The organism is Paenibacillus sp. Y951 (genome assembly GCF_056786395.1).
The window spans coordinates 380,834-394,981 of record NZ_JBXCIY010000002.1; the positions used below are offsets into that span (position 1 = coordinate 380,834).

Consider the following 14,148-nt stretch of genomic DNA (forward strand, 5'->3'; position numbering starts at 1 on the left):
AAAGTAACGCCATCTTAAGGAAGGAGGCCTTCGTAGCCGTTCTCACTTCCGGGCAGTTACAAGCTTGCAACTTTAGTTGTGAGTTGTTGATAAGGACCCTCCAAGAATGGAATAGAGAAAGATATTCGAGTACCGTTATTCGGTCTGCTCTCTATTTGTAAACATGACAGCAAACCATAGTGTAGACGAAGTCGTTCATTTACATTTCTCAAACCATAACTAGCCTCTGGACCATATACAACTGCTGATTGTTCTAATTGATTGCGTACATTATGTAATCTATCTTCCGTTATGCCAATACCATCATCAACAACAAGAAAATTCATATCGTTCCCTTGCTGCTCTATATAGATACCAATGCTACCTTTTCCAGCCTTTTTCTGAATACCGTGAATCATGGCATTTTCAATAAGAGGCTGTAAAATTAGCTTCAACATGAATTTATCCTGTAAGCTTGGATCTACGATAATATCTACCTCAAACTTATCTGGATAACGAATAGACTGTATGTCTGTATAGTTCCGAATATGTGCAAGCTCTTGATGTACGGGACAGAATTCATTTCCTTTATTTAAGCTGAACTGAAGTAGATCACTTAATGCTCCTACCATATTTGAAATTTGTTTTTCTTCTGACATAAGCGCCATCCAATGTATAGATGATAATGTGTTATATAGAAAATGAGGATTAATTTGCGCCTGTAAAGCGCGAATATCTGCCTCCTTCTTACGCGTCTCATCTCTTATAAGCTGCTCTTTCAACTCCTTAATACGAGAACCTAGCTTATTGTAGCTCTCTCCTAATCTTCCTATCTCATCTCTTGATTGAGCATGATAAATTGGCATAAGATCATCGGTGTTCACCTTTGTTAACAGCCGAGTTAACATACGTAATGGATTAGTTACTCGTTGGATGACAAAGAGGACAAGCCCACCGTTAATAATAATGGAAGATAGTACAGCAACCGCTGTTAAAATTAATATAAAGCGATTTTGGGAGCTATATAGATCGTATGGCAACATACCAATAAAATTCCAGCCGTTCGTCTTTTGACTATAGTAGAGTATGGTCTTCTTGGCTGATCCTTCTCCATACACCGTTTCACCGTATAGTCCTTCATTGAATTGACTTAAAGCACCTGGAAATAACTCATCAAAAGATTTTACAAGCCATTCTTTCTCAGTTGATGAAATGACATTTCCATGTTCATTAATTAATGCGACCTTACCATTACCCTCACCAAGATTAGCCTCTGACCAATACTCAGAGAGTTCGTTTTCGTCTAAACTAATGACAAGCCATCCTAGAGTTTCATATGAATAGATACTTCTCATAGGTCTAATAAGTGACATAACTTGATGCTGACCTGAAAAATCAGATACCGTATAAACTCCGGTCCAGATCTTGTCAGTCACATTGTATAAATCAACTTGATCAGACAAATTTGAAGAGTAGATGGCTGTATTAGAAAGAGAGGTATTCGCATTTTTAGAATAAAGTGAAATGTTTGATATATATTTTTTTGAGGTAGATAAATTCATCATAAAATCTAGAATTCTTGCTTGATGTTGATTATCATCCACTTCTGCGCTAAGAAATTTTTGAATGTCATTCTGGCCAATCATAAATAAGGAAATATTCTCTATGTCATCAATAATAAAACGTAGTTTATCTTCCATCTGCTTAAGCGTATCGATTCCAGATTGATTGACTTTTTCCTCGGTTACTAGTGAAGAAACGGAATAAGTAAAGACTCCTAAGGATAATAGAGGAACTAGTGTAGAGATCATAATAATGACTGATAGTTTTCTCCCAAGAGAGTTACTCATCCATTTGACCATTTCGTTACCCTCCAGAGAAATTAGGTTACTTCGCTAGCGATGCAACTTGTGCATCCTGAATTTTTTGAGCAATCATGACAGGATCGTCACCAAGTAATATTTCTTGAAGTCCATTATTCAGTACATCTGCTATCTCAGAATTAAGGCTGCTATCATATACGGGACTAATGCTTATTCTTTGAACGAGCTCATTCAATTCAATAAATAGAGGACTTACCTTGCTCTCATCGAGTGAAATTTTGTAGCTGATTAAAGTATTACTGTCGAGTGTAGCTTGTTGACCTTTCGGTCCTGACAACGCATAGAACAACTCCATTGCAGCTTCTTTTCGTTCTCCAGTTAAATTAATATTGACGCCAAGTCCTGTGCCAACAACTCCGGATGTCGATAATGCCGCACCTTTTCCGCCTTCAATTGGAGGAAGTATCATAACATGTGTATGGTTCAGTACATCAGACATAGCATTCTTCACGATGGAGGATACTGCCCATCCACCATTAATGACCATCGCTGATTTTCCATTCAAATATAACTGCATCATTTCGTTCTCATCAATACTGTTATAACCGGATTGAAAAGCTCCAACTTCTTTCAAGTTTTGTAATACTTCAAGTGCTCGTATGAACTCAGGGTCGGTAAATGACGCACCATCTTGATTTCTTACCCTTTCAATCCAATCTGATCCTGTAATTCTATCGGCTAATGTACTGAAAATTGTAGACTGTACCACCCAGGTTGACTTGTTACCTAATGCAATTGGAATTATATTGTTACGGTTAAAAATTTCAATGGCTTGCAATAGTTCCTCCCATGTCGTAGGAACTTTGACCTGATATTGATCGAATATAGCTTTGTTGTAATATATAAATGAAGTAGGAGCTAAATTCATTGGAACAGTGTATATATGATTGTTTACAGTGTAACCATCGAAAGATCCGGGGAGAAAGTTATTTTTCCATTCTTCCTTATCCGCTAAAAAATCATCAATGGGCTGAAGATGTCCAGCCTTGACGAAATCCTTGGTCATAGCATCCGGCCACATAACAAACAGATCAGGCATTTCATCTGCCGCAGCCAGTGTACGCAATCTAGACTTTAGTCCATCTGTGGATAGTCCCTCTTCTTCTATAATAATATTTGGGTGTGTTGCACGAAAATCCTCGAGAATAGTACGTATCGCCAGTGCCTTTCCATCTTGAACAATCCAATTATGCATAATGGTAAGCTTAATAGGTTGCGAAGTATCCATCACATTTCCGCTCTCCCCTATGAGGCTACAACTAATAAGTAACATCGTGGAGATAAGCAGTATAATCGATCGAAGAAGTAATATTTTCATTTCGCCCTCTCCTTTACGATTGTCTACATAACCGTTATTTTCATATTATTCCCATTACACTTATTGTCGATAAATTTTCCTTAGATTACCGCTTTTAATTATCCTATAACTACATTATTTTCACAATATTAACTTTTCATAAAGTATAATGTTATCCTGTTTGTTCCTATTAATAAAACCCAATAGTTAGAAAAAGCCGCCTGATTACAGTTAAGTAATAGCAGGCGGTTTGCTAGAGAGATATTAAGATTATCTCTTAGCTGCAATTTCTAATCCAAGCGTATTCAGCTTCTCATATGCTTCTTCAATTGAAGATTTTCCGAACATAACAGATTGCATCGTTGCCTTATAAGTATCGACCCATTCGGAATATCCTTCAGCTATTGGAAAGAATGGTAATGCCTTGTCTAATGCAACATCATAAATCTTTTTACCAAGCTTTTCTTGTGGTGTAAGATTTGGCTCTAGTGCCGTATAAATCTCCGGATTAATTGGAATACCACGAGTTAATGCAAGTGCGCTACCTGCCTCCACATCTGTAATAAACCATTTCAAAAACTCTTTTGCTTGCTCTTTATTTTTGGAATTAGCACTAACAGATAAGAAGATTGTTGATTGTGCCCAACCGCCACCTGCTTCTCCTATCGGAAGGTTCACAACATCAACTTGCCCTGGAAGCATACTCTCAAGTGCATTAACCGATCCTGTAGTTGCTCCACGCGTCATCACTACTCCTGAACCCATTGGATCGGAAGTAGGATCATTCTCCAATAAAGCTACCTGCTGTTCCGCTGCTGGTACAATTTTATCTTGACGTAATTGAGCAAATGTATTGTGATATTCAAAAAATAAATCCTTATCTAAAGTAAATGTTTTTCCTCCATCACTCATTAGAGGTTTTCCACCATTCGCGGTTTGATACCACAGATACCAGTCCCAAAGGTCTGACGTATCAGAAATACCATATTGACCTTCTGGTAGTTTTTCTTTTGCTTTGCGACCAAATTCAAAATACTGTTCCCAAGTCCAATCCTTTTGTGGTAGATCAATACCAGCAGCCTCAAGTGCAGTTTTGTTGAATGCAATACCTTGAGCATTTTGACTTAGCGGAATACCATATAGCTTGCCATCAATTTTCAAATTCTCAATTACGTTGGAGTCAACAATACCTGACAAATCAATATCAGATAGATCTTCCAATGTTCCCTTACCAACATACTCTTGAATATATGCTGCATCCATTTGTAATACATCTGTAATAGACTTAGATGCTGCTAACGTTGGTAGCTTTGCCCAAAAAGCATCCCAAGCCAAATACTCAGGCTTAAAAGTAACGTTAGCATGCTGTTTTGTATAAATTTCAAGTGCCTTTAAAGTCGCTTCATGTCTAGTATCTGGCCCCCACCACATAATTGTTAACTCGACTGGCTTCGCATTATCACCTGTAGAATTACTTACTAAACCATTATCCGCTGTCTTTGGTGTATTGGTTGTTTTACCTTCGTTAGTGCTGTTGCTTCCACATGCTGTAACAATAAGCAGCATAGCTAACATGAACAATCCCATACTTATTGACCATTTTTTCTTCATGACATTGATCCCCTCTCAATTTTCAATTAGATGAAACTAACTAACCTTTAATCCCCGTCGTTGCAATACCTTCGACGAAATGCTTCTGTGCGAGAAAAAATATAATCGCAGAGGGAACAATTGATACCATAGCCATCGCAAGCATCGGCCCCCACTGGATTTCAAATTGGTCAATGTACATGCGCAATGCAAGACCTACTGTGAACTTATCGACGGAGGTCAAATAAAGCACCTGTGCAAAGAAATCATCCCAGCTCCAGATGAATGTGAAAATTGCCACAGTCACTAGTGAAGGCTTAATAAGCGGGAAAATAATTCGAAGGAAAATTCCGTATACAGATGCCCCATCGATTTTCGCTGCTTCATCAAGATCTCGTGGAATTCCACGAATAAACTGTACAAGAAGAAAGATAAAAAATGCACCACCACCAAAAAAATGTGGCAATATTAATGGGACATAGCTATTAACTAAATTAAGTTTATTGAAGAGAATGTATTGCGGTACGATAGTAACTTGAGTAGGCAACATCATCGTCATTAACAAAATGGCGAACCAAAATCCTTTTAACCGAAAATTCAATCGGGCAAAACCATAGGCTACGATTGCTGCAGTAATTACTCCTCCTGCTACATTCCAAAGCTCCATAAGTAATGTATTACCGAAGAAATGAGCAAAGGTATGCTCGGAAGGTGAGAATGACCAGCCTTGAATATAATTGTCCCAAATTGGTTCTGTTGGCCATAGGGACGGACTTTTCATTTCTTCGATCGATTTCAATGATGCGCCTAACCACCAAAACACTGGATAAATCATAAAGATAGAAAACAATATGAGCACAATATGTTTCTTCTTATTTTTGAGTTGATTCATCATTTGTCCCCCTTCCCATCTGACTCATAAAACACCCAGTAACGAGAGACAAAGAAATTCAACGCCGTAATAATAGCTACAATAACTAGCAATACCCAAGCAAGTGCGGATGCATAGCCCATCTGAAAGTGCTTAAATGCCTTCTCATAGAGGAACAGAGCATACATATAGGTGGAGTGCATCGGACCACCCTTTGTAATAATGAGTGCAGCGGTAAACATTTGGAAGGAACCGATGATACCTAATATCAAATTAAAGAACATAACTGGAGATAACATTGGTAAAGTGATATGGAAAAACTTCCTTACTTTTGCTGCTCCATCAACAGAAGCCGATTCATACAGTTCAGAAGGAATTTGCTTAAGTCCTGCCAGAAAAATAACCATCGTTGAGCCAAATTGCCATACATTAAGTAAAACGAGTGAGCCAAGTGCTGTATCAGGATTGGAGACCCATCCGATTCCTTGAATGCCAAACCAAGAAAGCATTTCATTGACGTAACCATCTAAACCAAATATATTTCTCCAAAGTAGAGATACTGCAATGCTACCGCCAATTAGCGATGGAAAATAAATTACCGTTCTATAAAAATTCATCCCTTTTAGTTTTTGATTAAGCATTAATGCTACTAAAAGCGAAAATATTAATTTTAACGGCAATGATACTAATACGAAAATAAAAGTCACCCTTAAGGATGCAGTAAAATCATCGTCCCTAGTAAAGATTTTTTTATAATTATCTAGTCCTGACCATTCTGGATCTGAAAGTAATGAATAATCCGTGAAAGAAAGATAGAATGATTGCAGAATCGGCCATAACGTAAGTAATAAAAATCCAATTAACCATGGAGATATGAAGATATAACCAGCTAAGTTATTCATGCCATTTTTTGAGCGTTTATGCTTAATGGGGTTATTTTCATTCTTGTCAGTCTTCATACGAATCTTCTCCCTTCTCATATTCTCTACTAATAACATTAAATGAATTATCTAATAGCGAACAGGTGAGGAAATCAACATGAATAGGTGAAAAAATAAAGATAAATACGCTCTAGCCATTACAAACAAGGACCACAAGAAACAATATCGTGGATGAAACAAAAAACACATCGCTTTATGAGCATTCAGCCCATAAAGCGATGTATTTAAGCTTTCTATTTTTGGCTCAAAACCAAAATCAATGCTTGAATATCAATCAAGGTTGATTTTGATGTCTTCACACCATTTGATGCATTTGGGCTCCATTAAGGTCAAATAACGACTTCTATGTCCGTTAGAATGCCATTCGACCCTAATATTCACAAATAACGGCTTTCGATAATTTGAATTATTGCTTGGCTGTTAATTTTATTTCTCCCATATCAATTCAGCACCGTCTAGAACAGAATACCAAGGATTAGTGCTTTGCTTCATAGCTAATTTTTTAGAATCAAAATCTGTATAATATACAGCGTCGACCATTTCACTCTCTGGAATTTGAAAGATAAATTCTTGCTCATTACGTACTTGTTCATTATCCATAAGTTTTCTTGAATGCGAATTTGCGATAGATTCTTTATAGTGTAAGAAGACCACATTCTTTTCCTCACCATTAATTTCAAGGGTAATCTGCGTCATATTTATCGATTGATAACTAACCCCATAATAATGTGTAACGAGCCGATTTTTATTTTGTGTTTCAATTTTGATTACATCTTCTGAGTAAGGTACAACTGTTGCATAAACAAATACATATAAGTAAGCTCCTATGAGAATTAAAGCTGTAATTAGTACTGATAATCCTGAAATCATAATTTTTTTATTTAGCCATTTTTTTTGAATACGCTTAATGATTAATGTCTCTTTATCGACGGGAATAATAAGATCCCGCTTCATTGCTGCATATTCATTCGCACATTGCTCACACTGTTCAAAGTGCTCTTCTACCATCTTCTTCGTATCTGTACTCACTACCTCATCAGTATAAAGAGGTAAAATATCTTGTATAATAGAACACTTAATTTCTGTCATTATTAATCCCCTCCATATATTCCATAATTCGCTTTCTTGCCCTGTAAAAAGTTACTCTTGCCCATCCCGAACTTTTCCCAAAGATTGCACCTATTTTTTCGAATGGTAATTCACCAAAAGTGCGTAGTGAAAAGACCTCTTTGTATGGTTCATCCATCTTATGTAGAAATTGATGGACAGTAAAAGCATCTTCTTCGGTCATCATATGGTCCAAAATCGTAACACCTGTACCAGCTTCTTCATCTACAAACTCCGAATCTACTTGCCACTTCTTTTTCTTGTAATAAGAGAAATATGTATTTTTAGCAATAGTAAAAAGCCACGCGCGAATATCCTTAGATCCATCGAAACTATCAATTGATTTTAATGCTTTAAAAAACGCTTCTTGAGTAATTTCCTCAGCTATACTTTCGTTATGAGCTAATGATCTAATATACAAATATACTTCTTGAAAGTACTGGCGATAGATTTCCTCAAATCTCATATTTTCACTCCTTTCACTAATATAACTTCTAACTTTTCATTATGTTACAAGAAAAATGTTTTTTTATTTGTAGTACTTTAGAGTCATCCGTTTTTGTAATCATAACAAAAAAAGCCAGTCAGAGATGTTACGCTCTTTTCATAGCATCAATATCTATATTCGCTCTAGCTAATTTGATTATTTTATTGTTATTTTCCCACTCATAAACTTCGGAACAATGGCCCTCACCAATTTTTTCACCAATCAATACATTCATTTAGAAATCATTCCATTCAGAAGGTAACAAACCCTTATAAATATGTCAAAACTGTGAAGATTGTTAATTTTTAGCATGTATTATACCATAAATTTACATAAAAATCAAGTGTTGTTTCATTAACTGTCCCCATGTTATAACAGAAATGAGGTGATAGATAATGGAAAATAAGAGTTTAACTGCGCTTATCAGTGCATTCTCAAGAGCGTATCATACTGAGCATAATCAGATTAAAATTTTTGATGATCAAATTGCTAGACAACTATTAACCGATGAAGAATATGAGAATATTTCCAGTAATATGTCTCAAGCAATAGCGTTCTTCCAACCTGAATTTGATGGTTCACAGGAGCAAGCGCTACGCAGGATTAATGATTACCAACTTTCTCCTTCTCCAATTGGTAGAGCCGCCTTTGCAGAGCGAGCACTAGAGCTTGCAACTACACTCGGCGCCAGACAATATCTCATTTTTGCCGCAGGTTATGACACCTTCGCTTATCGCCAGCCAAAGTGGGCATCGCAATTACAAATCTTTGAAATCGATCATCTTTTTACTGCTACCGACAAACTCAGACGTGTATCCACCTTAAATATGATTAAACCCTCAAATCTACACTGCATTTCAGCCGACTTTCTCGAAACTGACTGGCAGAACCTTGTACTAGCCTGCCCAGCTTTTAACAGAAATCTAATCAGTTTTAGTAGTCTGCTAGGAATTAGCTATTATTTGCCTAAGGATGTATTTAAGCATCTCTTGTCTACTATTGCTTCGTTGATTCCGAGCGGGAGCAGTATCGTTTTTGATTATCCCGATGAGCATACATTCACTTCTCAAGCAGCTGAACGTACACAAAAGCAGGTAATGATGGCTGCTCAAGCAGGTGAACCTATGCAGGCCAGTTATTCTTATTCTGAGTTGGAGCAAATGTTAGCATCTGTTAATCTGCTCATCTATCAGCATTTGACTCCTGCGGAAATTACTGGAGAGTTGTTTCAAGCTTATAATGAAAGTCAGCCTGAAAATAAAATAACAGCGTTCGATAATGTAAATTATTGCTTGGCAGTTAAATCTTAAGTTCACTGTACGCCAAACAGGGCGAGTTACAAACACTCCCCCTGTTTGGCTATCTTTTTCTACTGAAATGATGATACTGCTTCATAGCAACTAGTATGCTTAAAGTTTTGTTTGCTATCCAATTCCCCTAAAAATTAGCGCGCTAATATCTTGAGTACTTGTTCACTTATAATATACATCGCCTTAGCATCTTGTTGCGAAACCACTAGTGCATAAGCCCCTTCAATCAACGCTTGAATAGTAATCGCTAAGTTCACAGATTCCTGCTTATCAAAACCTGAACTTTCAATTTTTGCTGCAAATACGTTAATCCAACCTTCATAAACTTCTTCACACGTTTCTCGAAGAATTGTATTCGTATCTGACACTTCTCTCGCAATCGCAACTAATGAAAAAATATCCTTAGATTCCTTCTGCATCTCAATCTCACTTGCTTTATTCTTCAAATGATTATGAATAGCTAATGCAGCGTCAGAATCTTTTGCTAATGCGTCCTCGATACGTTGTTTAATAATTTGGCCTGTGCGTATAATCGCTTCTTGTGCAAGCTGTTCTTTCCCATTTTCAAAATAATAATAAACTGATCCTCTTGGTGTATTACTTTCTTTTGATATTTGATTCAATGTTGTTGCATGATACCCTTGTTTGCGAAATAGACGTGATGCAGCCATTAGAATCTTCTCTTTTGTAGTAATCTCCATATTTTTTTCACTCTTTCTAAATGCTATTCATTTCATTTTAGCGAAAAGAGTAATTAATTCCAACTATGTTGACATTATTAATAATATTACATAAAATATGTTGAGGGATTATACTGAACGGTCAATATAATTAGGAGATGAAAAAATGTATAACGAGGACAGATTGCCTAGAAACGCAAAAGAAGGTATTTTATTTTTACTAATTATTTCAATCATATCCGTGAACACGATAGCGCCTATTATTGTAGGATTGGAACGTGGATTTAGTAAAGAAGTGTACCTTGATACTTTAAAGATTATTCCGATCATGTGGGTAATCGTCGTTTTATTAGTTAGATTAGTTGCTGGACCACTTGTTGGCAAAGTCATGCCAAAATTTGTAGGACAAACCGATGGATTTAATGCCCGAGTTTTACTGAATACGATATTGAACGTAACCGTATTATCTATTTGTCTATCGATTATTGGAACTTGGGTTGGTATGAAACAAATAAGTCTCGAACCATTCCAAAACTTCCTTCATATTTGGCCAAGAAACTTTGGTATCGCATTTTGGATTGAACTATTGGTCGCACAGCCAATCGCCCGCTTTGCTATGAGAAAACTCCATCAAAGTCAGGCACGTAAATTAGAACGTGTAAATCAGATTCAGTGAACTACTCCCAGCCATTGTCCTTCACTTTTACCAAAGTGAAGGACCTGTGACATTCCTTCCATGTTAAAATCTTCGATTGCTACTAACGTACAATTCAGAGTTTGATCCGTACCATCTTTAGCTTTCTCGTAGATTTCTGTACATTATGATGTTCAACTATCGTTACGATTAAGGGTTACCTTACTGTTAATCAGCTCATTAATAACCTTTTCCATAAACTTCTCCTCTTCTTTGTTAAAAGCACTAGGAAATAAATAAGGATTAGGCTCTTCAAAAGAACCTTCATTATTTACGAACTGTTTCATCGTTTCATCGTCTAATTGGGGGAGAACTATAGTCTTCATCATCGACACCATGGCTTCGGTATGTTTAAGCACTTCAGGATCATTAGGTGTTTTTCCTTCTTGAATAAATCGCTTCATTTTAGTAGTCCACACGGTCATTTCATTATCCAATTCAAATTGCTCCGTGTACAAGTATAATTTATTATACACCGAGTCGGCCGCATGCTCATTTAGCCAGCGGTTTCGTGCCTCTTTATTTTTCAAGGCATGAATGAGTACAAGCAGTGAATCATGATCGACGGCATCTGGTCCTGAAACGGTACTTTGAACGTGGGCAATAGCTTGTAGAACTGTTTCAATCTGTTTCTTTTTTTCTTCCAGCATATTTGCCTGAGTGACCAGTATCTTCGAAATATCCTGCTCAGCTTGCTGAAGATGTTCGGTAATTTCCACCAGTGACAAATCTAAAAATTTCAGTACTAATATTTTTTGAAGCTGCGTAATAGATTTGTTGTTATACTTCCGATGTCCATGTTCTGTGTACTCCATAGGTTTCAACAGCCCAATCTGATCATAGTGACGCAGTGTGCGTTCAGAGACTCCAGTCAGTTTCGCAAATTCTCCAATAGAGTATTTTTTCTCCATTGTCATTTGTCCTCACTCCCTTTCACTTTGAACTATATCACTTGACGTTACGTCAATAGCAAGGACTTATTTTGGTATTGTGTAGCAATGGAATACGATTGTTTTTAACGTTAATCTTTCAGAAAACTTGTGGTCTTTTCAATATTTTCAGCTTGCTCTATGCATTAATTTTTTCCATTTCAACTGATGCTAATATAAATGCGCCTACACCATGTAAATCATTTTCACTCGTAGGCCTCGTCACATAGTTCTGATAATCGCCTGCTGAAGTGCCGATACAAATTTTAGGTAGAATGAATTGCTCTTCGAATTGAATCGTATCCAGCAATCCTTGATAACCTCGATTGGCCGCTTCCAGCAACTTTTCCCCTACAAGCCCTCTTTGATAAGCTTTTGCAATCGCATATACGAACAAGCATGTACCTGATGTTTCTAGCCAATTATCTTCTTGTTCACCTTTATCAACAACTTGATACCATAGTCCGGTTGCTTGATCCTGATATGGCAATATCGCCTCTACGAATTGTGTTAGCACTTGTTCCCATTGCTTCACACGTGTATCTGTCTTAGGTAACTCATCGAGAAATTGGCTAATCGCTAAGCCATACCACCCAAGTGAGCGAGCCCAGAACTCCGGGGAACAGCCCGTCTCCTCATTTGCCCATGGCATTTTTTTACTTTCATCCCATGCATGATAGAGCAAGTCTGTTTTCTCATCACGCATATGTTTGCGCATCAACTGCTCCTGCAAAAAGACCATATCTCTAAGCTCGGGCTCGTCAAATGCGTTAGCGTATTTCAATGCAAACACTCCACCCATATATAAACCATCTAGCCACATATTATATGGATACTTGTCCTTATGCCAAAATCCACCTTCACTCGTTTGGTTCAAGGTTTCAAATAGAAAGCGGAGCTTTTGGGTTGCTTTCTCGTAACGTCTATCCTCAGGATATTGCTGGGCTAAACGAAACAGTAGCAATCCTGGCTGAATCGCGTCTAGCTCATCCCTTGCAAAATTGAAATTGCCATCTTCATCAATTAATTGATCAACATAGCGTTTAATATATTTTTCATAGCTTTCTTTCCCCGTAAGGGAAAGCACCTGCTCCATTCCACATAAAAATACTCCTTGATGATAGTGCCAGCGATTAGCTGGCGGCAATTCTTCTGGTACATAACTGTCCATTAAAGATTGACATGCCGACTCTGCCCAATCAAGCGGAGACCAATTTAATTGTCTGTTCATCATTACCTCCTACAACTTTTTGTGAGATTTGACGAGCAAAAAGTAAAATCTTCTTTTTTGAACTACCTCTTCCAATAAAGGTTCAAAAAGCGGGCTTTTTGAATCGAGAAGATGGAGCGCTACTTGAGGAAGGAGGAAGCGCAAGTGTACGTTATTGGTACACGCGGCCCGGACTTCCCAAGTTCGTTCCATATTCGATGCCGATTACGCTTCCTGCGTTACTTCGTTATCAAAGTCCGCTTTTTGAACTACCTCTGTTATTAGCCTTTAATCGAGCCTAGCATCGCACCCTTCGCAAAATGCTTCTGCAGGAATGGATACACACAGAGGATCGGCAAAGTAGCTACAACAATAACAGCCATTTTCACCGTTTGCTCTGGTGGTGGCACCGATGCATCTAGCTCTGCACCAAACTCTAGACCACTCGCTAGTACTACGATTTGTCGAAGCAATACTTGAATAGGCCATTTGGCAGCATCATTTAAGTACAAAATTGCGCTTAAATACGTATTCCAGTAGGTAACAGCATAGAACAAAGATAGAGTTGCGATAGCAGGCATTGATAATGGCAGTACGATCCGGAATAGAATACCAAAATCACTACACCCATCAATTTTAGCAGATTCCTCAAGACCTTCAGGAATGTTTTGGAAAAAGTTTTTTAATATAATTAAATTAAATGCGGTAATTGCTGATGGAATAATTAATGCCAAGTAACTATCGATTAGATTCAGTTTACTTACGACGAGAAATGTAGGTATTAAGCCACCACTAAATAACATCGTAAATACAACCAAAAACATAATGTATTTACGACCATCCAAGTCACGTCGTGATAATCCATATGCCATTAATGCTGTAATTAGCATGCTGAATATCGTACCGAAGAAGGTCACTCCTACTGAAACTCCCATCGCTCTAAAAATAGTATCGGTCGAGAAAATAAAACGATAGGCTTCAAAGCTCCATTCTGTTGGAATAAGAACGAAGCGTTTCACAGCTAATTCCGCACTCGTTGTAAATGAACCTGCCACTACATGCATAAAGGGCAGCACAGTTATCAACGAAATGATGGATAACAACAAATAATTAATAATGCCAAACATACGCCCAGTAAATGTACGATCCTCAACCATGAGCTCACCTCCT

At 37.4% G+C, this 14,148-nt stretch carries 15 protein-coding genes and 1 pseudogene; 3 read left to right on the forward strand and 13 right to left on the reverse strand.

Features of this window, described 5'->3' with window-relative positions:
- Window positions 1-56: 56 nt before the first annotated feature.
- The 8 genes from AC1TPB_RS04495 to AC1TPB_RS04530 form a co-directional block, all read right to left on the reverse strand.
- Window positions 57-1,841: a sensor histidine kinase gene (locus tag AC1TPB_RS04495; RefSeq protein ID WP_482075384.1), complete on the reverse strand. Its 1,785-nt coding sequence runs from the start codon at window positions 1,839-1,841 to the stop codon at window positions 57-59.
- Window positions 1,842-1,866: 25 nt separating this feature from the next.
- Complete coding sequence (locus tag AC1TPB_RS04500) at window positions 1,867-3,180, reverse strand: extracellular solute-binding protein (protein ID WP_482075385.1); 1,314 nt, start codon at window positions 3,178-3,180, stop codon at window positions 1,867-1,869.
- Window positions 3,181-3,429: 249 nt separating this feature from the next.
- The gene (locus AC1TPB_RS04505; protein WP_482075386.1) at window positions 3,430-4,770 is read right to left on the reverse strand and encodes an ABC transporter substrate-binding protein; all 1,341 of its coding nucleotides are present in this window, start codon (window positions 4,768-4,770) and stop codon (window positions 3,430-3,432) included.
- Window positions 4,771-4,810: 40 nt separating this feature from the next.
- A complete protein-coding gene (locus AC1TPB_RS04510; RefSeq protein ID WP_482075387.1) occupies window positions 4,811-5,644 on the reverse strand; it encodes a carbohydrate ABC transporter permease in 834 nt (277 codons plus the stop codon).
- Complete coding sequence (locus AC1TPB_RS04515; RefSeq protein ID WP_482075388.1) at window positions 5,641-6,579, reverse strand: carbohydrate ABC transporter permease; 939 nt, start codon at window positions 6,577-6,579, stop codon at window positions 5,641-5,643. The genes AC1TPB_RS04510 and AC1TPB_RS04515 overlap by 4 nt, the downstream gene beginning before the upstream one ends.
- 408 nt (window positions 6,580-6,987) lie before the next feature.
- On the reverse strand, window positions 6,988-7,650 hold the full coding sequence (locus AC1TPB_RS04520) for a zf-HC2 domain-containing protein (protein WP_482075389.1): 663 nt from the start codon (window positions 7,648-7,650) through the stop codon (window positions 6,988-6,990).
- Entirely contained in the window at window positions 7,637-8,134 is a 498-nt protein-coding gene (locus AC1TPB_RS04525; RefSeq protein WP_482075390.1) for an RNA polymerase sigma factor, read from the reverse strand. Before AC1TPB_RS04525 ends, AC1TPB_RS04520 begins: the two co-directional genes overlap by 14 nt.
- A 127-nt stretch (window positions 8,135-8,261) precedes the next feature.
- The gene (locus AC1TPB_RS04530) at window positions 8,262-8,390 is read right to left on the reverse strand and encodes a hypothetical protein (protein ID WP_482075391.1); all 129 of its coding nucleotides are present in this window, start codon (window positions 8,388-8,390) and stop codon (window positions 8,262-8,264) included.
- Between the two features lie 160 nt (window positions 8,391-8,550).
- Between AC1TPB_RS04530 and AC1TPB_RS04535 the strand changes: the two genes are divergently transcribed.
- Window positions 8,551-9,465: a class I SAM-dependent methyltransferase gene (locus AC1TPB_RS04535; protein WP_482075392.1), complete on the forward strand. Its 915-nt coding sequence runs from the start codon at window positions 8,551-8,553 to the stop codon at window positions 9,463-9,465.
- Window positions 9,466-9,599: 134 nt separating this feature from the next.
- Here AC1TPB_RS04535 and AC1TPB_RS04540 read toward each other — a convergent pair whose 3' ends face one another.
- Window positions 9,600-10,166, reverse strand: coding sequence for a TetR/AcrR family transcriptional regulator (locus AC1TPB_RS04540; RefSeq protein WP_482075393.1), 567 nt, complete (start codon window positions 10,164-10,166; stop codon window positions 9,600-9,602).
- 145 nt (window positions 10,167-10,311) lie between these two features.
- Between AC1TPB_RS04540 and AC1TPB_RS04545 the strand changes: the two genes are divergently transcribed.
- Window positions 10,312-10,821: a DUF2798 domain-containing protein gene (locus tag AC1TPB_RS04545; RefSeq protein ID WP_482075394.1), complete on the forward strand. Its 510-nt coding sequence runs from the start codon at window positions 10,312-10,314 to the stop codon at window positions 10,819-10,821.
- Between the two features lie 7 nt (window positions 10,822-10,828).
- Here AC1TPB_RS04545 and AC1TPB_RS04550 read toward each other — a convergent pair.
- From AC1TPB_RS04550 to AC1TPB_RS04560, 3 genes and pseudogenes are all read right to left on the reverse strand, one after another.
- Window positions 10,829-10,907 (reverse strand): annotated as a pseudogene (locus AC1TPB_RS04550) (RNA-guided endonuclease InsQ/TnpB family protein); the annotation flags it as partial.
- 66 nt (window positions 10,908-10,973) lie between these two features.
- Window positions 10,974-11,756: a MerR family transcriptional regulator gene (locus AC1TPB_RS04555; RefSeq protein ID WP_482075395.1), complete on the reverse strand. Its 783-nt coding sequence runs from the start codon at window positions 11,754-11,756 to the stop codon at window positions 10,974-10,976.
- A gap of 151 nt (window positions 11,757-11,907) precedes the next feature.
- Window positions 11,908-12,999, reverse strand: coding sequence for a glycoside hydrolase family 88/105 protein (locus AC1TPB_RS04560; RefSeq protein ID WP_482075457.1), 1,092 nt, complete (start codon window positions 12,997-12,999; stop codon window positions 11,908-11,910).
- Window positions 13,000-13,097: 98 nt separating this feature from the next.
- On the opposite strand from AC1TPB_RS04560, the gene AC1TPB_RS04565 reads away from it, so the two are divergent.
- Window positions 13,098-13,280, forward strand: coding sequence for a hypothetical protein (locus tag AC1TPB_RS04565; protein WP_482075396.1), 183 nt, complete (start codon window positions 13,098-13,100; stop codon window positions 13,278-13,280).
- Here the strand turns inward: AC1TPB_RS04565 and AC1TPB_RS04570 are convergent.
- Complete coding sequence (locus AC1TPB_RS04570) at window positions 13,260-14,135, reverse strand: carbohydrate ABC transporter permease (protein WP_482062862.1); 876 nt, start codon at window positions 14,133-14,135, stop codon at window positions 13,260-13,262. The two genes, AC1TPB_RS04565 and AC1TPB_RS04570, sit on opposite strands and share 21 nt — an antisense overlap.
- Window positions 14,136-14,148 lie beyond the last annotated feature (13 nt).

Coding starts and splice junctions, on each gene's coding strand:
- AC1TPB_RS04545 (WP_482075394.1), top strand. CDS start 10,312: ATGTATAACGAGGACAGATTGCCTAGAAACGCAAAAGAAGGTATTTTA.
- AC1TPB_RS04515 (WP_482075388.1), bottom strand. CDS start 6,579: ATGAAGACTGACAAGAATGAAAATAACCCCATTAAGCATAAACGCTCA.
- AC1TPB_RS04535 (WP_482075392.1), top strand. CDS start 8,551: ATGGAAAATAAGAGTTTAACTGCGCTTATCAGTGCATTCTCAAGAGCG.
- AC1TPB_RS04520 (WP_482075389.1), bottom strand. CDS start 7,650: ATGACAGAAATTAAGTGTTCTATTATACAAGATATTTTACCTCTTTAT.
- AC1TPB_RS04525 (WP_482075390.1), bottom strand. CDS start 8,134: ATGAGATTTGAGGAAATCTATCGCCAGTACTTTCAAGAAGTATATTTG.
- AC1TPB_RS04495 (WP_482075384.1), bottom strand. CDS start 1,841: ATGGTCAAATGGATGAGTAACTCTCTTGGGAGAAAACTATCAGTCATT.
- AC1TPB_RS04505 (WP_482075386.1), bottom strand. CDS start 4,770: ATGAAGAAAAAATGGTCAATAAGTATGGGATTGTTCATGTTAGCTATG.
- AC1TPB_RS04510 (WP_482075387.1), bottom strand. CDS start 5,644: ATGATGAATCAACTCAAAAATAAGAAGAAACATATTGTGCTCATATTG.
- AC1TPB_RS04540 (WP_482075393.1), bottom strand. CDS start 10,166: ATGGAGATTACTACAAAAGAGAAGATTCTAATGGCTGCATCACGTCTA.
- AC1TPB_RS04500 (WP_482075385.1), bottom strand. CDS start 3,180: ATGAAAATATTACTTCTTCGATCGATTATACTGCTTATCTCCACGATG.
- AC1TPB_RS04570 (WP_482062862.1), bottom strand. CDS start 14,135: ATGGTTGAGGATCGTACATTTACTGGGCGTATGTTTGGCATTATTAAT.
- AC1TPB_RS04530 (WP_482075391.1), bottom strand. CDS start 8,390: ATGAATGTATTGATTGGTGAAAAAATTGGTGAGGGCCATTGTTCCGAA.
- AC1TPB_RS04555 (WP_482075395.1), bottom strand. CDS start 11,756: ATGACAATGGAGAAAAAATACTCTATTGGAGAATTTGCGAAACTGACT.
- AC1TPB_RS04560 (WP_482075457.1), bottom strand. CDS start 12,999: ATGAACAGACAATTAAATTGGTCTCCGCTTGATTGGGCAGAGTCGGCA.